The 20,543-nt window shown below is 58.3% G+C and carries 21 protein-coding genes; 8 read left to right on the top strand and 13 right to left on the bottom strand.

The features are described 5' to 3' along the window. Positions 1 to 106: 106 nt before the first annotated feature. Both RBB47_RS18390 and RBB47_RS18385 read right to left on the bottom strand, forming a co-directional pair. Entirely contained in the window at positions 107 to 793 is a 687-nt protein-coding gene (locus tag RBB47_RS18390) for an MOSC domain-containing protein (RefSeq protein ID WP_305987331.1), read from the bottom strand. A 13-nt stretch (positions 794 to 806) separates the two neighbouring features. Continuing rightward, on the bottom strand, positions 807 to 1,358 hold the full coding sequence (locus RBB47_RS18385) for a MarR family winged helix-turn-helix transcriptional regulator (RefSeq protein WP_305987330.1): 552 nt from the start codon (positions 1,356 to 1,358) through the stop codon (positions 807 to 809). A gap of 86 nt (positions 1,359 to 1,444) precedes the next feature. Here RBB47_RS18385 and RBB47_RS18380 point away from each other — a divergent pair, with 86 nt between their 5' ends. The 3 genes from RBB47_RS18380 (at position 1,445) to RBB47_RS18370 (ending at position 5,167) form a co-directional block, all read left to right on the top strand. Continuing rightward, the gene (locus tag RBB47_RS18380) at positions 1,445 to 2,203 is read left to right on the top strand and encodes a hypothetical protein (RefSeq protein WP_305987329.1); all 759 of its coding nucleotides are present in this window, start codon (positions 1,445 to 1,447) and stop codon (positions 2,201 to 2,203) included. Positions 2,204 to 2,417: 214 nt separating this feature from the next. Next, a complete protein-coding gene (locus RBB47_RS18375; protein WP_305987328.1) occupies positions 2,418 to 2,990 on the top strand; it encodes a hypothetical protein in 573 nt (190 codons plus the stop codon). A gap of 50 nt (positions 2,991 to 3,040) precedes the next feature. Beyond that, on the top strand, positions 3,041 to 5,167 hold the full coding sequence (locus RBB47_RS18370) for a methyl-accepting chemotaxis protein (RefSeq protein ID WP_305987327.1): 2,127 nt from the start codon (positions 3,041 to 3,043) through the stop codon (positions 5,165 to 5,167). Positions 5,168 to 5,255: 88 nt separating this feature from the next. Here the strand turns inward: RBB47_RS18370 and RBB47_RS18365 are convergent, their stop codons facing one another. The 11 genes from RBB47_RS18365 to lgt form a co-directional block, all read right to left on the bottom strand. Next, positions 5,256 to 6,548 carry an amidohydrolase family protein gene (locus RBB47_RS18365; RefSeq protein ID WP_305987326.1) on the bottom strand — a complete coding sequence of 431 codons (1,293 nt, stop codon included), beginning with the start codon at positions 6,546 to 6,548 and terminating at the stop codon, positions 5,256 to 5,258. Between the two features lie 11 nt (positions 6,549 to 6,559). Continuing rightward, the gene (locus RBB47_RS18360) at positions 6,560 to 7,504 is read right to left on the bottom strand and encodes an ABC transporter permease (protein ID WP_305987325.1); all 945 of its coding nucleotides are present in this window, start codon (positions 7,502 to 7,504) and stop codon (positions 6,560 to 6,562) included. Next, complete coding sequence (locus tag RBB47_RS18355) at positions 7,501 to 8,583, bottom strand: ABC transporter permease (RefSeq protein ID WP_305987324.1); 1,083 nt, start codon at positions 8,581 to 8,583, stop codon at positions 7,501 to 7,503. Before RBB47_RS18355 ends, RBB47_RS18360 begins: the two co-directional genes overlap by 4 nt. Further along, positions 8,580 to 10,124, bottom strand: coding sequence for an ABC transporter ATP-binding protein (locus RBB47_RS18350; protein WP_305987323.1), 1,545 nt, complete (start codon positions 10,122 to 10,124; stop codon positions 8,580 to 8,582). The genes RBB47_RS18355 and RBB47_RS18350 overlap by 4 nt, the downstream gene beginning before the upstream one ends. An 84-nt stretch (positions 10,125 to 10,208) precedes the next feature. Next, a complete protein-coding gene (locus RBB47_RS18345; protein ID WP_305987322.1) occupies positions 10,209 to 11,216 on the bottom strand; it encodes a BMP family protein in 1,008 nt (335 codons plus the stop codon). Positions 11,217 to 11,426: 210 nt separating this feature from the next. Further along, positions 11,427 to 12,359 carry a ribose-phosphate pyrophosphokinase gene (locus RBB47_RS18340; RefSeq protein WP_305987321.1) on the bottom strand — a complete coding sequence of 311 codons (933 nt, stop codon included), beginning with the start codon at positions 12,357 to 12,359 and terminating at the stop codon, positions 11,427 to 11,429. A 236-nt stretch (positions 12,360 to 12,595) separates the two neighbouring features. Next, positions 12,596 to 13,117: a hypothetical protein gene (locus RBB47_RS18335; RefSeq protein WP_305987320.1), complete on the bottom strand. Its 522-nt coding sequence runs from the start codon at positions 13,115 to 13,117 to the stop codon at positions 12,596 to 12,598. 85 nt (positions 13,118 to 13,202) lie between these two features. Continuing rightward, entirely contained in the window at positions 13,203 to 14,360 is a 1,158-nt protein-coding gene (locus tag RBB47_RS18330; RefSeq protein WP_305987319.1) for a Xaa-Pro peptidase family protein, read from the bottom strand. Between the two features lie 27 nt (positions 14,361 to 14,387). Continuing rightward, entirely contained in the window at positions 14,388 to 15,155 is a 768-nt protein-coding gene (gene pgeF / locus RBB47_RS18325; RefSeq protein ID WP_305987318.1) for a peptidoglycan editing factor PgeF, read from the bottom strand. Positions 15,156 to 15,251: 96 nt separating this feature from the next. Then, complete coding sequence (locus RBB47_RS18320) at positions 15,252 to 16,340, bottom strand: class I SAM-dependent methyltransferase (protein WP_305987317.1); 1,089 nt, start codon at positions 16,338 to 16,340, stop codon at positions 15,252 to 15,254. Next, positions 16,337 to 17,170 carry a prolipoprotein diacylglyceryl transferase gene (gene lgt / locus RBB47_RS18315; RefSeq protein ID WP_305987316.1) on the bottom strand — a complete coding sequence of 278 codons (834 nt, stop codon included), beginning with the start codon at positions 17,168 to 17,170 and terminating at the stop codon, positions 16,337 to 16,339. Before lgt ends, RBB47_RS18320 begins: the two co-directional genes overlap by 4 nt. Positions 17,171 to 17,353: 183 nt before the next feature. Between lgt and RBB47_RS18310 the strand changes: the two genes are divergently transcribed. The 5 genes from RBB47_RS18310 to RBB47_RS18290 all read left to right on the top strand — a co-directional run bounded on the left by RBB47_RS18310 (position 17,354) and on the right by RBB47_RS18290 (position 20,537). After that, positions 17,354 to 17,611 carry an accessory factor UbiK family protein gene (locus RBB47_RS18310; RefSeq protein WP_305987315.1) on the top strand — a complete coding sequence of 86 codons (258 nt, stop codon included), beginning with the start codon at positions 17,354 to 17,356 and terminating at the stop codon, positions 17,609 to 17,611. Between the two features lie 357 nt (positions 17,612 to 17,968). Continuing rightward, entirely contained in the window at positions 17,969 to 18,469 is a 501-nt protein-coding gene (locus RBB47_RS18305; RefSeq protein ID WP_305987314.1) for a YbjN domain-containing protein, read from the top strand. Then, on the top strand, positions 18,466 to 19,284 hold the full coding sequence (gene proC, locus RBB47_RS18300; protein ID WP_305987313.1) for a pyrroline-5-carboxylate reductase: 819 nt from the start codon (positions 18,466 to 18,468) through the stop codon (positions 19,282 to 19,284). Before RBB47_RS18305 ends, proC begins: the two co-directional genes overlap by 4 nt. 139 nt (positions 19,285 to 19,423) lie before the next feature. Continuing rightward, complete coding sequence (locus tag RBB47_RS18295; protein ID WP_305987312.1) at positions 19,424 to 20,128, top strand: TetR/AcrR family transcriptional regulator; 705 nt, start codon at positions 19,424 to 19,426, stop codon at positions 20,126 to 20,128. Between the two features lie 67 nt (positions 20,129 to 20,195). Next, entirely contained in the window at positions 20,196 to 20,537 is a 342-nt protein-coding gene (locus tag RBB47_RS18290) for a tRNA-binding protein (RefSeq protein WP_305987311.1), read from the top strand. Positions 20,538 to 20,543: the final 6 nt, after the last annotated feature.

Here is a 20,543-nt window from a genome sequence, read left to right as displayed (position 1 = left end):
CCGGGGTCGGTCCAGAAGCGCCTCCTCCAGGGGTGCAGGCGCGAGCGCGCGTATAACGGAAAAGCGCCAGGGACGCAAGAGTGACCCGTCATCACGGCCCATTTTGTCAGGATTCAAGCCTGCGGGACGTGTCTTCCCGGTAGTCAGGATCGGCTTTCTTGGCGAAAGCGGCGCGCCAGGGCTCTGCCAGTTCCTTCAGGTCCGCAAGAGCTTTTGCGATGGCCGGATCCAGCCGTGGATTGAACCTGGCATGAATCACGTCTTTGAGGTTCCAGTCGGGGCAGGGGCGCTCGGCCAGCTCCAGCTTGTCTCCGGCTTCGAGAATGCCGGTTTGAAGGACGCTGAAATACCAGCCTGTCCTGGCGGTTTTCTGGAATGCCGCCGCCATGGCCGGGTTGCCGGTGTGAAGGTTGAGCTTCCAGCACGGCTGACGGCCCTGTGTGATCTGGACGCGCACCGATCCGGCAGCAAGAATATCGCCGATGCAAAGATCTTCTTCGGTGAAGCCGGCACTTGAGATGTTCTCGCCGAACCCGCCTGCGTGAAACTTTTGCTGATGATCGGGAAAAGCCTCGCGCCAGTGCCGATAGTGCTCAGAGGGATAAATGTGCAGGGCTTTGTCGGGACCGCCATGCACCTCGATGTCCGCCTGCTTGTCGCCCACAAGACCGGTTTGCGTGATCTGAACTTCTCCAACAGCCTGCGTCTTGCGGATCGCGGAAGGTGCTTTTCCTTCCCAGCGTTGCTCCGGTTCTCCCAGATAAAGGCCAATAATTTTCCAGTTTTCGTTCATGACATGGGTATTCCTAGGCGGCTTGGTGTTCATGGCAGATTTCAACGGCGTCGGATGCCGAGAGCGGAACATTCAAAAGGCTGCAAAACAGATCGTCATCCGATTGTTGGTGGTGCCTGCAGGTTTGGCACATTCCAAAGGTTCTGCCACCACGCTTTTTCAAGATCTCCCGGATCAGGTCCTTCAATGCGCTCTCAAACGCGTCCGTGGTCTTCCTGGGAAGACTTTCGAGAGCGTCGGTCACGCCTGAAGGGGCGTCCAGCAATGATTTTCCGGTGTCCGTTACATCATAGCGAATGCTGCGTTTGTCCGTCTCAGATTTCACTTCGGCGATGAAGTCCTTGCGGGCAAGCGCCTTGAGCGTCTGGGAGGCGGTGCCACGAGTCGTGGCCAGGTAGTCCGCCACGTGGGATGGCGCACGCGAAAATCTGTTGGCTCTCGCCAGATAGGCAAGTGCTGCGAACTGGGACGGGTTCAAAGGCCCGTTCCAGTCTTCTGCGGCGCTGAGGCGTGACACCCGGTCAATCAGATCCCTAAGCACACGCAAATGATTTGGTTCCTTCATGACTTGAATGTAGCGAGTCGAAATTAAACTTGCAATAGTTTCGAGTCGCTACTAAAAGAGAAGCATCCTCGAACTGGAGAATTCCCATGTTGAAACCAATCCTTGGAAGTTTGATTTTGGCCGGTCTGTCCGCGACAGCGTTTGCCGGAGGTGGCCACGAACATCACGCGCTTCACCAGGAAGACGCCGTCCTCTCGCCCGAAAACACTGCGGTGGATGCAAACTACGACATTCTTGCTGCACACGTTCACCGTGACGGCAGGATCGTGACCTTTCACATGACCTTGAAAGGGACTGCGGGCGCCACCGTCCCGGAAAAAGCGGGCCAATTGGCGGGCGCGCCGGTTGAGGCTTATGTGTGGCCAACGTCTCTGCCTCCCGAAAGCGTCGGATTTGAAGGGGCCGACGGCATCCTGGCGCTTGTTGCAACCAGTCATCCCGACTTTGACGACACGCCGCTGTTCGATGAAGACGGTGACGGTGACCTGGCAAATGACGGAGCCGTCTGGCATTCGCACTGGGTCGTGCTGGCCCAGACGAATGAGTGCGGCGACGGAGCGCTGTCGGTTCTGGATATTCCGGATAACGCCCGGCCAAAGATGCCCGCGACCTGGCCGGGATTGCCGATCTATATCGACAGCCCCGGATTTTCACCGGTTCTGGATGGGCCTGAAATCACGATCAATGTCGCGTTTGAGGATACGGTGCCTGTTGAGACCATATCCTATGACGGGGTCACATCGGCCCTTCGCGTCAACCAGAACATCCACGCGCCACTCTTGTGTGTCGCCGATGTGTTTGACATCGCCTCAGGTGATCTCAGCTTGCCAGGGCGGGTGAAATGACGTGCAATTATAAGGGGTGCTCCCACCCCTTATTCCCTTTGATTGAAAAATACAATCAAAAATTGAATAATTGAAAAAATAATACTACTGTACTTCTCAGTATAATTCGCATGATGCGGATAAAATCGTGAGATGATTCAAGAATAAGATAATGCATACACTGATTTTTAATTCGGCTGCGCAAATCTGTTCCCGGGAATAACCTAGGGAGTGAATGATGAAGCATCTCTTCTATACAACAGCGTTTTGTGTGCTTTTTGCCGGTGCGGCAACCGCGAATGAATTTGAATCCGAACTCAAGTCTCTGGCATCCGGACAGATCGCCGAGATTGCGTCTTCTGCCGAGGTGATTGCAGCCGTCAAGGCGCAAAATGGCGAGACTGGTGCTTACGAGCAGGCAAAGATCGACGAACTGGACACCACCTGGCGTGCTGAAGCCGAGGCAGTCGACCAGCCGATGATCGATGCGGTCATGGAAAAAGACCTGTCCGTCCATCTTGCCGGCGTGCAGGAAGGTAGCGACGGTCTCTTTACCGAAATCTTCGTCATGGACGCCAAAGGCCTCAATGTCGGCCAGAGCGAAGTCACCTCCGATTACTGGCAGGGTGACGAAGCCAAGTGGCAGGAAACTTACTCGGTCGGCAAGGGTGCCGTCCATATCAGCGAACTTGAAGAAGACGACAGCACACAGACACTTCAGAGTCAGGTCAGCGTTCCGGTTGTCGATCCGGCGAGCGGCGAAACAATCGGCGCCGTGACATTCGGCGTCAACGTCGAAAACCTCTGATCATGACATGCGGGAAGGCACGGCCTTCCCGCAACATTCTGGAGAATTCTGTGAAAGTTGCAGCAAAACTTCCGGCGCTCGTGCTTGGCATAGCGCTTCTTTGTTCTGCCGGTGTGGGCATTGCAAGTTACGTTTCAAGCGCAAACACCGTGCGCGGACAAGCAGAGCAACGATTGATGGCGCTGGCGGAAAGCCGCCGCGACAGTTTGCTGGAGTTTTACAGCGGCAAGCAACGAACGATTGAAGGACACGTCGAAGGCAAAACACTTCGCGCGTCCTATAGCGCGTTCGAAAGTGCATGGGCGAAGTACAAGGACAAGGCCTCGCAAGTCCTGACAAAAATCTACGTCACGGACAACCCGCACCTTCCCGGGGAAAGAGATCAGCTCGTCAAGGCGGGAAGAAAGCCCTACGACAAGGCGCATGCAAAGCACCACACGCCGCTGCGTGACTTTGCCGATGCCAACCAGTTTCCCGATCTCAAGCTTGTGAACCTGAACGGCGAGGTGATCTACAGTGCCCGCAAGCTTCACGACTTTGGCGTAAATCTGCAATCGGGAGAGTGGCAGGACACGCCACTGGCCGATGCTTACGAAAAAATTGTTTCCGGCGGACAGGATACGCTTCTGGTCTATGACCCGGTGAACTACCCCGGGCGCGACAACGAACCGACCGGTTTCATGGCTGCACCGATCTCGGTCGGCTCAAAAATAATTGGTCTTGCGGTCTACGAGGCACCCACCGAGGAAGTCACTTCGCTGCTCGGCAAGTTCTCCGGACTTGGAGACACTGGCGATACGCTCCTGGTCAACCAAGCTGGTCTTGCAATGAATGACAGCCTGCGTTCGCCTGATGCCTCTGAAATCCTGAGCGATCGATATGCTGCTCCGGAAATCCTTGCCGCGATGGGCGGGGAAAGCACTTTCACGCGCATCAACGACCTGAACGGTCAGGATGTGTTTGCCGCAATTGTCCCGATTTCGGCCTTTGGTCAGCAATATGCCGTCGTCGTCGTCCAGGGAGCGAACGAGGTGCTGGCGCCTCTGAGCACGCTCAGGAACTGGATTATTGCGATGGCACTTGCCTGTGCCGTCGTGGCGGGGCTTTTCGGATTGTTGCTCGCACGTGGTCTGTCCGGGCGGATCTCGTCCCTTAGCGAGATCATGGACAAGCTCGCGGGCGGCGATACGAGCGTTGACGTTCCCACGCAATCGGTCAACGACGAAATCAGTGCTATGGCCGCCTCTGTCAGCGTCTTTCGTGAAAACGCCCTGGAACGTGAACGCCTTGAGATGGCGCAGCGAGAAACGTCGCTTGAACAGGAGCGTCAGTCCGCGGCGGTCGCCGAGCTGATTTCGGAGTTCCGGACGGACGTCACGCAGATGCTTGATGCAGTCTACAGCAACAGTGAGCAAATGCGGGTTGCCGCCGAAGACCTGAACGGGGTTGCAGACGAAACTGCCCATGAAGCGACCAATGCCTCCGCCGCCTCCGAGACCGCTTCGACGAACGTTCAGACAGTCGCGTCCGCGTCCGAAGAGCTGTCTGCGTCGATCCAGGAGATCCGGCGCCAGGTGCAGTCGACGACCGAGATCGTGCGCAGCGCGTCCCAGGCAGCAGTTGATACCAACACAAAGATCGAAGGCCTGGCCGAATCGGCGCAGCGGATCGGCGATGTGGTCAACCTGATTTCCGCGATCGCGGAACAGACCAATCTGCTTGCACTCAACGCGACCATTGAGGCTGCGCGGGCCGGAGAGGCCGGTCGCGGATTTGCGGTCGTTGCTTCGGAAGTCAAGGAACTTGCGACACAGACGGCGAAGGCAACCGAGGAAATCGAAGGGCAGATCACCGAAGTTCAGGCTGCCACCAAGGAAGCGGTCTCTGCCATTGCCGGTATCACGGACACCATGGGCAAGGTCGACGAGTACACCGGAACGATTGCAGCTGCAGTTGAACAGCAAGGTGCTGCTACTAACGAAATCTCGGGCAACGTCCAGGATGCTGCACGGGGCACACAGGATGTCGCGCAAACCATTGTGTCGATTTCGGAAAAAGCCCAGGTGACGAGTTCTTCCGCAAGCCAGGTTCTGGGTGCTTCGACCGACGTTAACGAGCGGTCGACTGAACTTCGTGAAACGGTCGACCGGTTTCTGAAGGCGGTTGCCGCCGCCTAGCGACAGACCTTCCAGAAGACAATATGCCGGCACCTGCCGGCATATTTTTTTGCCTTTTCAATCACGGTGAACTTTTTGGGTCCGTCTCCTAGTCCTCGTTCGGCGCATAACTGCTCGGATCGACTGTCGACGGCCGGTCCGTGAGGAAAAGGTCAGCTGTGCGTTCCGGTGTCGCGGCGATGACCTTGCCACCCTTGACCACCTTCAGCCGGGTCGCTTTCAGCCGGATTGCCTCAATCTTGTCCCGAGCTTGAAGCACCACGAAGTCGGCCTTGCATCCCTTTTCCAGACCGTAGCCTTCAAGCCCCATAGCCTTTGCCGGATGCGCCGTGACGCAATCATAGGCATAGCGGATGTCGTCACGGCTGGTCATCTGGGCAACGTGCAAACCCATGGAAGCCACTTCCAGCATGTCGCCGGAGCCCATGGAGTACCATGGGTCCATCACGCAGTCGTGGCCGAAGGAGACGTTGACGCCGTAAGAGCGCAGTTCCGGCACACGGGTCTGGCCGCGCCGCTTGGGGTAGGTGTCGTGGCGGCCCTGCAGCGTAATATTGATCAGTGGATTGGCGATCGCGTGCACCTCGGCCTCGGCGATCAGCGGGAGCAGCTTGGAGACGTAGTAATTGTCCATGGAGTGCATGGAGGTGAGGTGAGACCCGGCAACGCGGCCATGAAGCCCGAGCCGCTGCGTTTCATAGGCTAGCGTTTCGATATGGCGCGACATCGGGTCGTCCGTCTCGTCGCAATGCATGTCGACCATAAGCCCGCGTTCGGCGGCGATTTCGCACAATCTGGCGACCGACCGGGCGCCGTCGTCCATGGTACGTTCGAAATGCGGGATGCCGCCGACAATGTCGACGCCCATGTCGAGCGCCGTGATGAGGTTTTTTTCGGCATTTGCCGAGCGGTAAAGGCCATCCTGCGGGAAGGCGACAAGCTGCAGATCGATGTAATCCCTGACCTTCTCGCGGACTTCCAGCAGCCCTTTGACGCCGGTCAGGCGGTCGTCGCAGACATCAACATGGGTGCGGATTGCCAGGAGGCCCTGCGAAACGGCAAGGTCACAGTATTTCAGGGCGCGCTCGGCAACGGCCTCGACGGTCAGGAATTCCTTGAGTTCCCCCCAAAGCGCAATTCCTTCGAGCAGCGTGCCGCTGCGGTTCATGCGCGGTAGCCCGAGTGAGAGCGTCGCGTCCATGTGAAAATGACTGTCGACAAAGGGCGGCGACACAAGTTTGCCGGCAGCGTCAATGGTCTCGCCAGCTTCAGCGTTGATACCTGCCTCGACAGCCTCGATCCGTCCGTCCTTGCAGGCGATGTCGATCCCGGTTCGCCCGTCGTGCAGGTTTGCATTCTTAACCAGAAGATCAAGTGTCATCGGGTGTTACCTTAGCGTTGGCCCTTGAAATACGGAACGAGCAGTGCGCGCGGATAATCGGCCCGCCTTGCCACAACGATCAGCGCCGCGATCGACAGGATATAGGGCATCATCAGGAAGACCTGGCCGGGGATGAAGCTGCCGACTTCTGTCTGAAGACGCACCTGGAAGGCATCGAATGCTCCGAAAAGCAGGGCGCCGATCAAGGCCTTGCCAGGACGCCAGGAGGCGAACACCGTGAGCGCGATACAGATCCAGCCGCGCCCGTTGACCATGCCGAAGAAAAACGCGTCGAACGCGGACATCGTCAGGAAGGCGCCACCAAGCGCCATGATTGCAGAACCGGCAACAACGGTTCCCATGCGGATCGCGTAAACGGACAGCCCCTGCGATTCAACCGCTGCCGGATTGTCACCGACGGCCTGGATGGCAAGGCCGAGTGGGGTTCTGTAGAGAACGTAAGCCGTCGCAAGTACCAGGAACAGGGCCAGGAAGGTCAGAGGCGTCTGTTGAAACAGAGCCGGACCAATGAACGGCAATTCGCTCAAAACTGGAATGTCCAGCGGCTGGAAGGCGTCGATCCGGGGCGGGGAGGACACGTCCGGCAAGGCGGTCCGGTAGATGAAATAGCTCAGGGACGTTGCAAACAGCGTCACGCCTATCCCCGAAACGTGCTGGGAGAGCCCGAGTGGCACAGTCAGGATTGCATGGATCAGGCCGAAGACCGCGCCGGCAAAGGCGGCAACCAGGACACCGCCCCACAGGCCGGCGCCGAGCCAGACCGCCATCCAGCCGGCCATTGCACCTGCGGTGAAAATTCCCTCGATGCCGAGGTTGAGCACCCCTGCGCGTTCGCAGATCAACGCGCCGATCACACCAAAAATCAATGGCGTTGCGATACGCAAGGCCGCTGCCCAGAAATTGGCGGAGAAGAGAATGTCGATGATTTCGATCATCGGCCGGTCTCCTTAGCTGAGGGGGCGGTAATGAATTTCACCTTGAAGCGCAGGAACAGACCGGAGACCAGGACGCACAACAGCGCCATCGCAACGATCAGGTCCGCCAGATAGTTGGAGACGCCGGTGGCTCGGGACATGGAGTCCGCTCCAACAAAGATGCTGGCAATGAAGAGGGCTGCAAAGACAACGCCTATAGGCGACAGGCCCGCAAGCATGGCGACGACGATGCCGGAATACCCAAATCCTGGCGAAAGGTCCGCCGTGAGATAGCCTTTCAGCCCGGCGACCTCTCCAACCCCGGCAAGGCCGGCAAGTGCGCCGGACAGCAGGCCGACGCGAATAAAGGTGGCCGTGACCGGGATCCCGGCGTGGCGAGCCGCTGCCGCGTTTTCACCGACGGCCCGGATTTCAAACCCCCAGACGGTTCGTTTGAGCAGGAAATAGACGCCAAGCGAAGCGGCCAGTGCAAGGACAAGGCCCCAATGGATCCGCATGCGGTCGAGCAGCTTGGGCAGGGCGGCTTCGTCGAGGATCGGTTCCGACTGCGGCCAGCCCATCCCCATGGGGTCCTGCATGGGGCCCTCCAGCATCATCTGCACGAAGAGCAGGACGATAAAATTCAGCAGCAGCGTCGTAACGACCTCGTCCACGCCCAGACGGGTTTTCAGGAGTGTCGGGCCGAGCATGAGCAGACCGCCTGCCAGGGCTCCTGCAACGACCACAATGGGTATGAGAATGAAAGTTGGGGCAGCAATGGCGCCCGTGCCGACTGCGACGGCTGCGAGCGCGCCTGCATAAAGCTGTCCTTCGGCACCGATGTTCCAGAGTTTGGCCCTGAAGGCAACCGCCGCGGCAAGTCCGGTTAGGATCAACGGTGTCGCGCGTGTCAGCATCTCGGTAAAGGCAAACAGGGAGCCGAAGGCGCCCTTGACCATGAGCCCATAAGCCTGAAAAACGGACAGGCCCGCAAAGAGCATGGGAATGGCGGCGAGCACAAGAGCGGCCACGGCAGCGGCAAGGGAAACGCCAAGCATTCGCGAGACGGAGGCTGGCGGGCGCGGTTCAAATCGGATCATGCAGCTTCCCCGCTCTGGCCGGCCATGCGTAATCCGAGCGTGCCGCGATCAAGGCTTTCGGTCGGGTCCGCAGCCGAGAGCCTGCCGCGGTGTATCACCGCGATGCGGTCCGACAGGCGCATCAATTCATCGAGATCCTCTGAAATCAGAATGACACCTGCGCCCCGGTCTCTTGCCGCCAGAAGACGCTTGTGCACGTCCGACGTCGCGCCGACGTCTAGGCCGCGGGACGGTTGTGCAGCAAGAACCACCTTGGGTTCCGGATCCAGCGTGCGCGCTAGCACAATTTTCTGAATGTTGCCGCCTGACAGCAACCTGGCCTGGCTGTCCTCCCCCTGGCAGCGAATATCGTAGGCATTGATCAACCGCCGCGCCGTTTCGCGCATTGCGGAAAAACGAAGCAATCCAAAGCGCTGGTTCTGGGGCTTCCGGATGGATTCAATTGCAAGGTTCTCCGAAACGCTCATGGCCCCGACAATACCGTCGTGGTGGCGGTCCTCGGGAATGCGGGCGAGGCCCTCGTCAATCATTTTGCGGGCGTTTGCACCGGTTTCATTGTTGCCTGCAAGGGTCATCGTTCCGGATGCCGGGGTCTTGAGACCGGAGATAACGCGCGCGAGCATGGTTTGACCATTGCCCGAGACGCCTGCGATCCCAAGAATTTCTCCCGACATCAAGGTGAGGTCGACATCGTAAAGGGCATCGCGCCCGCTTCCCGCCGTAACCTTGTCAAGCACAAGCAGAGGCGCCCCGGGCGATCCCTTGCTGCGCACCGTTTCAACAATCTCATGTCCGACCATCAGTTCGGCCAGCTTGCGCAGATCGCATTCAGCAGTTGGAAGATCGGCCACTTTACGTCCGCCTCGCAAGACGGCGACGCGATGAGACGAGGCAATCACTTCTGCAAGCTTGTGGGAGATGAAAATGATGGCGAGCCCGTCGGCCGCGAGTTTCTTCAGGGTCGCGAACAAAGTGTCCGATTCCTGTGGGGTCAACACGGCGGTCGGCTCGTCGAGAACCAGGACACGAGCATCGCGGTAGAGCGCCTTCAGGATTTCCACGCGCTGTTTTTCACCGACGGAAAGCTGCGATATCCGGGCGTCCAAGGGCACGGTCAAGCCGGAACGCGCAATCAGCTCCTCAAGTTTCTGGCGGGCAGGTTTGCGCGCAGAGGTCAATGCGGTCAGGTTTTCGGTGCCAAGCACAATGTTGTCGAGCGCGCTCAGGTTCTCCGCAAGCGTGAAATGCTGATGGACCATGCCGATACCGGCTTCAAGCGCCGCATGCGGCGACCCGGCTTCAAGTTCACTTAATCCTGTCCCGCGGGACGCAATCAGCACCCGGCCTTCGTCGGCGACGTAGTGCCCGAACAGGATGTTCATCAAGGTCGTCTTGCCAGCACCGTTTTCGCCCAGAAGGGCCAGGATCTCGCCCTCCTTAAGGTCGAGCGAGACGTCGCCGTTTGCCGTGAGTTCGCCAAAGCGCTTGGTGATTCCGTCCAGCCTGAGGACGGTCTCCGCCGCGTGTGTGGGGTCCGTCATGCGGAACTCCGGAATCTGGTTATTCGGCCGTTGAGGCGGCTTGGGCAGGATGTGCCGGCGGCACGGTGCCGCCGGCAAAGGGCGTTACATCGTCGATTTCGGTTCGGTGTCATTCACGTTGACCCGGAACAGGCCGTCGAGAATTTCCTGCTCCTTGGCTTTGGCAGCCGCGACGGCTTCCGGATCGGCCAGATTTTCATCGACAACGAAGCTGCCGCCGCCGTAGGACATGAAGCTGAAGGGACCATAGTCGGCAGGTTCAAAGCTGCCACCGACAACTTCGGCAATGGCGCGATCGACGGTCGGCTCCATGTGCCAGAGCGCAGAAGACAGGATCGTTCCTGGATAGTCGGCGGAGGTGTCGATCACATTGCCGATTGCCAGGATCTCTTTTTCCTTCGCGGCATCGGAGACGCCGAAGCGCTCGGCGTAGAGAATGTCAGCCCCCTTGTCGATCATGGCGAAGGCCGCTTCCTTGGCTTTGGGCGGGTCGTACCAGGAGTTGATGAAGGTCACAAGGAACTTCACATCCGGATTGACGGACGTCGCACCGTCCATGAAAGCGTGCATCAGACGGTTGACTTCCGGAATGGCGTATCCGCCAACCATGCCGATCACGTTCGATTCCGTACTGGCGCCAGCGATCATGCCCGACAGGTAGCTTGGTTCGTGGATCCAGTTGTCGAAAACGGCGAAGTTCGGCTGGGCGGGCCCGAAGGAAGACCCCATCAGGAAGGCCGTGTCAGGATATTCAGCGGCAACCTTGCGGGCGGCCCGCTCAACGGCGAAAGCTTCTCCAACGACAAGATCCATGCCCTGTTCGGCATATTCGCGCATGACACGCTCATAGTCGGTGTTGGCAACGTTTTCGGAGAATGTGTAGGTGATGTCGCCGCGTTCCTGAGCAGCCTTCAACGCCTTGTCGATTCGACTGACCCATTGCTGTTCAACCGGAACGGTGTAGATCGCCGCGACTTTGATCGGATCAGCCGCAATCGCTGCGACGGACGGGAGTGCGACAGTGGCTGTGACGGCCAAAGCGGCCGACATCAGGGCCCTGCGGACCCTGGAAAATGGTTTTGAAACGAGCATCGGATTCCCCTGGAAGTATTTTTACGTAAAAAGTTGATCACAGATTGGGCGTGCTCACAAGCTGTGCAGGGGGTCTCAATGTCGATTTTTTGATCAAATGGGAAAATTTTCAGGCGCAAGTGATTTATTGTTTCGCATTTGCCTTGAGAGGGCAGAAAGCAGACACAAAAAAAGCCGGCAGTGCCGGCTTCTTTTCAGAGTGCCTTCGCGTCAGCTGAACAGGCTGGAGACCGATTTTTCCAGGGCTGTCCTGTTGATCGCCTCACCAATCAAGGGGGCAATGGAAATCGCCCGGATGTTAGTCGCTGCGGTGATCGCCGCTGTCGGCTCGATCGAATTGGTAATGACGAGCTCTTTCAGCTTCGAAGACGTCACGCGCGCAACGGCGCCGCCAGACAGGACCCCGTGTGTAATATAGGCCGTGACCGATTCAGCTCCTTGTGACAACAGCGCTTCGGCTGCGTTGCAAAGCGTGCCGCCGCTGTCGACGATATCGTCGACCAGAATGCAATCGTAGCCATTCACATCTCCGATGATGTTCATGACTTCCGACTCTCCAGGCTTGTCACGGCGCTTGTCGACAATTGAAAGTGGGGCCTCGATCCGCTTAGCAAGCGCGCGGGCGCGAACCACGCCGCCAACATCGGGCGAAACCACCATGACATTGTCCGTGGCGTAACGTTCCTTGATATCCCGGGTCATCACGGGAGCTGCGAACAAGTTGTCCGTCGGGATATCGAAAAAACCCTGGATCTGTCCAGCGTGCAGATCCAGGGTCAAAATACGGTCAGCGCCGGCTTCGGTGATCAGATTTGCCACCAGCTTGGCCGAAATCGGTGTTCGGCCCGATGCCCGGCGGTCCTGGCGGGCGTAGCCGAAATACGGGATCACGGCCGTGATCCGGCGGGCCGAGGAGCGCCGCAGTGCATCAATGATGATGAGCAGCTCCATCAGGTGGTCGTTGGCCGGATAACTGGTCGGTTGCACGACGAAAACGTCCTCGCCGCGCACATTTTCCTGAATTTCTACGAAGATTTCCTGGTCGGCAAATCGCCGGACCTGGCATTTGGCCAGAGGAGCGTCCAGATATTTGGAAATCTCTTCAGCCAGGGCTCGGTTGGAATTGCCCGCGACGATCTTCATAAGCCGCAAGTCCTTCTGGTGCGACACCGGGGTGTGCAGGCGAGAAGATGCTGCAGACACCCGGAAAAGGCCTAGGTCGTGTCAAGTGCCGGTTGCCGCAGGCTTGTCAGGAAACCCTCGGCAGGCGGCGGCGTTGTAACAACCAAGCAACCAGACCACAACAGGGGATAGGCGTTGACACCGTCTTTTTTTGAATTTTTATGACGCGCTGCAAAATTTACCCGGCTAACTCATCATTATCGGTTGAGCCAGGCCTTGATTTCCACCATGGAGCGAGTTGCGATTCGCGAGAGTGTGCCGGCGTTGACCGCCTGCCAGGGATCGCCGGAGGCGCCTCCGGTCGCTTCCGTTCCGGAAATCCGCTTCAATCGCTGACCGTTACTGTCGACAATATCGAACACATAGAACACCGTCCCGTTTGACGGCTGGCCGGTTGCGGCAAGGTAACCGTTCACGCGATAGGTGGCCGAAGCGCCAACCCGGCGCACAAGCGTGATGCCCTGCGTGCGCGCTTCGCGGCCGATGAACTCCGACAGATCGTCGGCAATGTTGCCCGGCGCGCCGGTAAAGGGCTCAAACGCGAAGGTGATGCCCTGATCATCATCCACTTGCCCGGCAATTGACGGCGTCTGCACGGTCCCGGAGATCGGTGTTGGCGGTTGAGGCGATCCCTGGCAGGCGACAAGTGCGCCTAACAGGAAGAGACCTGCCGCAATGCGCAGGGCCGAAAGAACATTCTGACGGGAAGCTGGGAGCATGGAGAGTTCCGGCTCTGTTGGATAAAGTTGTTCTGGGTGCGAACCGTCAGCGACTGTCGCTCCGGATCGCGGAATTAGTCTTGGTTTAGCCTGACTTGACCGGGAGGTCGAGAGGCAGTGTCGATAAGCATTCCGGCTCCGCTTCCGTCGTGAGATAGGTCTGTCCGAGCGTCATGGCCGTGTCGGTAATGGAGTCCATCAGGATCATGTGCATGAAGATGACCATGTTTGGCCTGACCTCGGCAGGATTGGCCCTGTAGGCCATGGGCGTATCCATCCAGCTCGGTGTGAAGCGGGCACCCAGGGAATAACCGCAGGCGTTGAGGCGATGCTGCATCATGCCATGGGCATCCATGCGCTCGGCGTGTGCATCGAATATGTCGCCAAATGTCTTTCCCGGAACAAGTTGCGTTTCCACCGCGGAAAGGGCCTCGCGTGTAGCAAGATACATTTCCTGATGGCGATCGCTCGGTGTTCCAACGATCACTGTGCGCATCAGGGCAGCATGATAGTGTCGGTAGCTGCCGGCCCATTCCAGGGTGATCTGATCCCGCTCAGAAAGGATGCGCCGACCCGCCTTGTAGCGGCACAGAAGCGCGTCGTGGCCGGAACCGATAATGAACTCGTTGCCGGGATAGTCGCCACCGCCTTCGAAAATCGCACCCTGCATGGCTGCAAGGATCCTGCCTTCATCCGCGCCCGGACCGATCTCGTCCATGGCCGCGTGAAAGGCCTTGTCCGCCAGCTCCGCAGCCTTGCGAACGTACACGATTTCCTCATCGCTCTTGACCGCGCGCAATGCCGGGATCACGGTCGAAGCATCTGAAATATCTGCGAAACTGGTCAATTCCGCATTCAGCTGAAGAGCGATTTTGCCGGTCATGCCGTGCGTATCGTATTCGATGCCGATGCGGTTGCCGAGCAGGTTCATGTCGAACAGCATGTCCTTCAGCTGAAGGACGGGGCTGGCTGAGCCGCGGTCGATCCAAACGCGGATATCGGAGATATTGGACGTGTGCCTTGCCTGGCGTTGATCGGCAGAACGGGTCAGAAGCACCTTTTCGCCGTCCCGCGTGACGACGAGGCACTGGAAAAAGCAGAACCCGAAAGTGTCGTAGCCCGTCAGCCAGTACATGCTCTCTTGCGCGAAGAGCAGCATTGCATCCAGCTTTTCCGCATCCATGGCGGCCTTCAGCTTGTCAAAACGGCTTTCAAATTCGGCATCTGAAAAATGAAGTGACATGGTCGTCCTCACATTTGTGCTCGTGCATCAGATCTCGAGCGAGATTGCGCTGATCTGGCGGCCGTAGTCCGGCTCTTTCCGGTGGGTCGTGCGACGGTAGCTGTAGAAGCGATCTTCGTCAGTGTAGGTGCAAAGGCTCATGTCGACCACATGTCCCAGACCGATGCCGCTGAGCCGGCCGGTGATGTAGGCCGGCAGGTTGAACATGAAGTGGTCTTGCCGGTGCGAGGGAGCAAAATAGGCCCGATTTTCCGGACCTTCCTCGACGAAACGGATCTGAAACTCCGGGCCGACTTCATAAGAGGCCTGTGAAATCGTCGGGCCGAGCACAGCAATCATGCTTTGCCTGTTCGCGCCAAGTGTCTCCATGGCCATGACCGTGTTTTCCAGAACGCCCGAAATCGCGCCTTTCCAGCCCGAATGGGCAGCACCGATAACGCCAGCATCCGGGTCGGCGAAAAGGACAGGCCCGCAATCCGCCGTTGAAACGCCGATGGCAAGTCCGGGCGTTCCGGTCACCAGTGCGTCGGCTTTGCGGTCAGCATCATCGGCCCATGGTTCGTCGATGACGATCACGTCCGGTGAATGGATCTGGTAGGGCGACATGAGCCGTTCGGCGGTGACACCAAGTTCACCGGCAACCCGGTTTCGGTTTTCAAGCACGCTGTCGCGATCATCGTCAGAACCGAGCCCGATATTGAGGCTCTCATAGAGGCCGCCGGAGACACCACCCTGCCGGGTGAAGAACCCGTGGCGAATTCCGCTCAGCTTCAGTGCGTCAGCTTCGATCTTCATTTACTGCCCCTGCGAAGAGCGCGCCAATTGCCAGCCGGAACTTCCGGTGTGTCTGCAAGACGCGAATCGACCCACACGGCATGATCCTTGAGGGCTTCAGCCAGCGCTGTCAAACGGTGGAAACGAGCGGCCGTCACTCGTCAGTGCCAAGACCTTGAAAAGATTTCCCATTTGTTCGGACGCGGCAAGCCGTTCGACAGCGTCCCGGATCGCTTCCTGCTCCTTGTGCGCCTTTCCGGCGCCAAGCGCACCAGCGCGTTCCAAGAGACCTGAGCGCAAAAGGAATTCGCCTTGTGTGAGCGGTGGAAGCGCAGTTGCACCAGACCTGGCTGCCGCTGCCGCCAGGGCTTCGAAGTTTACATGGGCTGTCAGATCCGCTTCGCCTGGACGCGCAAGGGGATCGTCGAATGAATGACGGTAGAGTGCCTGCAACGTGTCGCCGGGCGCGGTCTTGAGATAACCGTAATCGATGATCAGTGCCGCTCCGCCATCGCGCGCGAGCCTTGCGCCGATCTCTTCAGCAACGGCATTGGCCGCCGGTTGCGTTTCGAGGACTGTGCCTTCAGCGCTGTCCGCGAAACCGGCCGGTATGTTTTCATCGGGCAGTCGCGGGGTGCCAGCTCCGATCGTGAGTGTGCCTTCGGTATCAAGACCGATCATACGCTCGCGCCAGCCGTCTCCGGTTCTGACAAACTGGTGAATTGGCAGTGCGTCGAAAAACTCGTTTGCCACAAAAATGACCGGTGCTTGCGGAAGGTCCTGAATGCGATCGAAAAAGACGGGTTCCAGAGGGGCTTTTGCAAGGGTTGCTTTTTGAACGTCCCGTAGTCGGGAGCTCGTTTCGATCAGGCAGAGCTGTGCAGCGCTGATGAATTGGGGCCTCAGGGAGGCGATCCGCAAAAGATCGGCCATCAGGGTTCCGCGGCCGGGTCCGAGTTCAACAAGATTGAACCGCGAAGGCGCACCCATAGCCTGATAGGCGGCCATGCAGGCGGCACCGACAAGTTCTCCGAACATCTGGCTGATTTCCGGTGCCGTGATGAAATCACCACTGCTGCCAAATGGTTCGTGCGTTGTGTAATATCCGGCTTCCGGATCTCCGAGACAGATGGCCATGTACTCGGCCACGGAAAGAGGACCTTCCGCAGCGATCCTGGCTCTGATCCTGTCTTTCAGCTGCGTCACTGAGCGGCGGCTCCGGTCTTGCGTGTGCCAGCCCAGATCATTGCTGCCAAGCCGGCCAGGATCATCGGCAACGACAGCAGTATGCCCATGGTGAGGAAGCCTGACAGATACCCGATATGGGCATCGGGAACGCGATAGAGTTCGGCGACCGAGCGGCCGATGCCGTATCCAAAAGCAAATGCACCTGCTAGGAATCCTGGCTTTCTGAGCAGTGTGAAGCGGTGGCTCAAGAGGCGCAGGACGAAGAACAGCAGAACGCCCTCAAGAGCGGCTTCGTAAAGCTGGCTCGGATGACGCGGATCAGGTCCAACATCTGGAAAAACGAACGCCCACGGCACGTCCGTGGGACGGCCCCAGAGTTCCTGGTTGACGAAATTCGCGATCCTGCCGAAGAAAATTCCGATGGGCGCGGCGCAGCCAGCGAGATCGAACAAGGTCCAGATGGAAAGCCCGCGGCGCCAGGCGAACAGGAGCATCGCAACGACCGTGCCTGCGAAGCCGCCGTGAAACGACATGCCGCCTGTCCAGATCGCGATCGCCTCAGCAGGATTGGCAAGGTAGTAGGCCGGATTATAAAACAGGACGTAACCAAGCCGTCCGCCGATGATAATCCCGAGCGTGCCCCATAGGACGAAGTCGTCGATGTCGGTTTCTGTCGGCCGATGACGAGTGCCCCAGAGCCGATCGTTGCGCACCAGAAGGCGCATATAGCGCCAGGCCAGAATGATTCCGACGATGTAGGCGAGCGCGTACCACCGAAGCGCAAAGGGGCCAAACTCGAAAATGACCGGGTCAATGGTGGGAAAAGGCAGAGCAATTACGGTTGGCACGTTTGATCCTTCTAAACCCGAAGCCCTGGAAAGTGGACTCGGCCGCAACGCTTGGCGGATCTTCGCGCCGACGTCAAGACGAGGCCGGCGCTCCACGCACTGCGGCACAATTGGATCTTGAAGTTGCTGCCAATCCCCCATACCTGTCGGATGTTGAATTTGTTCCCGAAAAAGGAGGGTCGGATGACCCAGGGTCCTAACCGTCTTCTCGATGACTTCGCCAAACTGATGACTGACGCTGCAGGTGTCGCTCAAGGCGCCCGGCGTGAGGTGGAGACTGCTTTCAAAGCTCAGGCCGAGCGTTTTCTGGCCGATATGGACATGGTGTCACGCGAAGAGCACGAAGCGGTCAAGGACATGGCCGTGCGCGCGCTCGACAAGATCGAAGAACTCGAATCGAGACTGGCAAAGCTGGAAAGCGATGGTTCCGGCAAAGATTGAGTTGCTTGGAACGCTCGGCTGACGCCGAAGTGAGCACTTTCTGTTAATTGTTGATGACAGAAATGCGACGGATGAACTTGGCGGAAACGCAATGTTTTTGAGCAGTTTGATCAAAAATTCCGCTGAGTCTTCCACAAGTTTCAGCTTTTTCATTCGATTTGGTATGTATCCATTAAATCATTCCTGATCCTATACTCAAAGATAACAGGGATTCGTCGGAGCAAGGCGGAACCGGTTCTCTTCTGAAGGGCCACCAAAGGACGCTTTTTGCTCCTCCGGCATGGGACATATCCCGGCGGCCCGCCCGGTTATCCTGATCGGGTTTTCGGCCCCCGGCTCGAAAGGGGAGAAGGCATCATGAGCCTCATCGAGATCGAATTCGAGCGACCTGGCAATCCCGTAGATACGATCGAAACAGTCGCCGCCTTGAACGACTGGGCCTTCGAGCGCTCGGACGAGGACGAAATCACCATCTCCCTCGGAGGCAGCTGGTGCGACTACCATGTTTCCTTCTCCTGGATGGAGGAAGTGGAAGCTCTGCATCTTGCCTGTGCCTTTGATCTGAAAGTCACGGAGCCCCGCAAGACAGAGGTGATCCGCCTGCTGGCTCAGGTAAACGAGCAACTTTGGATGGGCCACTTCGATCTTTGGCACAAAGAGAACGTCATCATGTTCCGCCAGTCGCTGCTTCTGTCCGGTGGTGCAGAAGCGTCCTCGGCCCAGATCGAAGCCATGCTGACAAATGCACTTGAAAACTGCGAACGTTTCTATCAAGCCTTTCAATTCGTCGTCTGGGCCGGACATTCGGCCACGGAGGCGATGAGCACGGCCTTGTTTGAAACCGCAGGGGAAGCATGAATTTTTCAAAGGAGCGTCCCTTTCTTCTTGTCGGAGCAGGCAAGATGGGAGGGGCGATGCTGTCAGGCTGGATGGCTGAGGGGATCGATCCCTCCGCCATAGTTGTTTGCGATCCGCGTCTGTCCGAAGAGATGGGCGCACTTTTGAACACGCACGGTATCCGTTATGCGGAGAATGTCCCGGAGGATGTGAAGGCCGGCACCGTGCTCGTTGCCATCAAGCCACAGATGATGGATCAGGTTCTTCCTGGTCTAAAGAGCGCGGTCCTGCCCGACACGCTGATCATGTCCGTTGCCGCGGGAACACCGGTGTCAAAGTTCCATTCGGTCTTCGGCGACGTGCCGGTCTGCCGTTGCATGCCGAATACGCCGGCCATGGTGAAACGCGGAATTACCGCCGTTTTCCCGACTGATAATGTGACCTCAGACCAAAGAGAGGATGTCACAAAACTGCTCTCGGCGGTCGGCAAGGTTGTCTGGCTCGACAGCGAAGACCAGATCGACCTGGTTACCGGTGTCAGTGGGTCAGGGCCTGCCTATGTCTTTTATCTCGCCGAAGCGCTGAGTGAAGCCGGCAAGACTGCCGGTCTGCCGGCGGAGATCGCGCATGACCTTGCGGTCGCGACGATCAGCGGCGCTGGGGAATTGCTGCACCAGTCCGGAGAACACCCGTCAATCCTGCGCCAGAACGTCACCAGCCCGAATGGGACCACTGCAGCCGCGCTTGATGTGTTGATGCACGAAGAGGGGTTGCAGCCGGTGATGACAGAAGCGGTTGCCGCGGCAATCAAGCGGGCAAGAGAACTCGCCGGCTGACGTTCGTCAGGCGAGTGGGGTGCTGGCCGCAAACTTTCCAAAATGCACGAAAACTGCAGAGCTGCGGCGCAGCGTCACCCTTTTAACCGCAGCCCGGGTCTCCTATCTTTGATCTCAAAGACCTACGGGAGATCGTTTCATGGCGACCGCAAAGACCAAGCAGAAGATTCTCAAGACCTTTCTCGACCTTCTGTCTGAGCACTCTTACGAGGAGGTGTCCCTGCCGCTCATTGCGGACAAGGCCAAGGTCAAGCTGTCCGACATGCGCAGCGCCTATGGCTCAAAACTCGATCTCGTTGCCGCTTTTGCCGAGCAGATCGACACAAAGGTATTGGACGAACGGGACGAGGACATGGGCGACCAGCCGGCGCGCGACCGTCTGTTCGACGTGTTGATGACGCGCATCGACGCGCTGGAAGAGCACAAGGATGCCGTCAGGGCTCTCCACAAGGCGGCCCGGCGGGATCCGGCGCTTGCGATGGATTTCAACCGCCTGGAGACCCGGTCCCAGAAATGGATGCTGATCGCAGCCGGGATCGACGTCAGTGGTTTGAAAGCAGGCATTGTTGCTCAGGGCCTCTCGCTCGCTTTTTCAAGGGTGGTCCGGGTCTGGCTCGACGAGGCGGATGAAGGCATGCCACGCACAATGGCGAAGCTGGACAAGGAACTCGACAACGGGACGTCCTTCATGAAGCGGCTTAACGGTGTTGAAAAAGCGGCCAGGGGCCTGCGGTCGTTCCTGAGGAAGGCATCGGAGGGGCGGCGCAAACGCAGGCGCGATAGCGAAGAAGACGCCTATGATCGCGATGCTGACTATTCCGGCGAGGAACCGGCAGGCGCATAGCTGGTCTTGGAGCTTGCGCGGAAGAGCGCCTGCGTTCATGGTCGCGCATGAAACAAAGAGGATTTTCATGAGCGACGAGATCAGTTTTGACGATTTTCTGAAAGTGGATGTCCGCGTCGGTCGGATCATAGAAGCGGAAGAATTTCCCGAGGCCCGCAAGCCGGCCTACAAGATGCGGATCGATTTTGGTCCTGAGATCGGTATCAAGAAGACCTCTGCCCAAATTACCAAACACTACACGCCGGCAACACTTGAAGGCATGCTGGTCATGGCGGTCGTGAACTTCCCTCCGCGCCAGATCGGACCCGTCATGTCAGAAGTGCTGACCCTTGGTGTGCCGGATGAAGACGGCGAAGTGGTGTTGCTGAGGCCGGACAAGGATGTTCCCATCGGTGGGCGCCTCTACTGACAAGCC

The organism is Roseibium sp. MMSF_3544, from assembly GCF_030732845.1.
Classification (GTDB): Bacteria; Pseudomonadota; Alphaproteobacteria; order Rhizobiales; family Stappiaceae; genus Roseibium.
The sequence above is the reverse complement of the archived record's forward strand: the minus strand, read 5'-3'. Positions and strand labels throughout refer to the sequence as shown.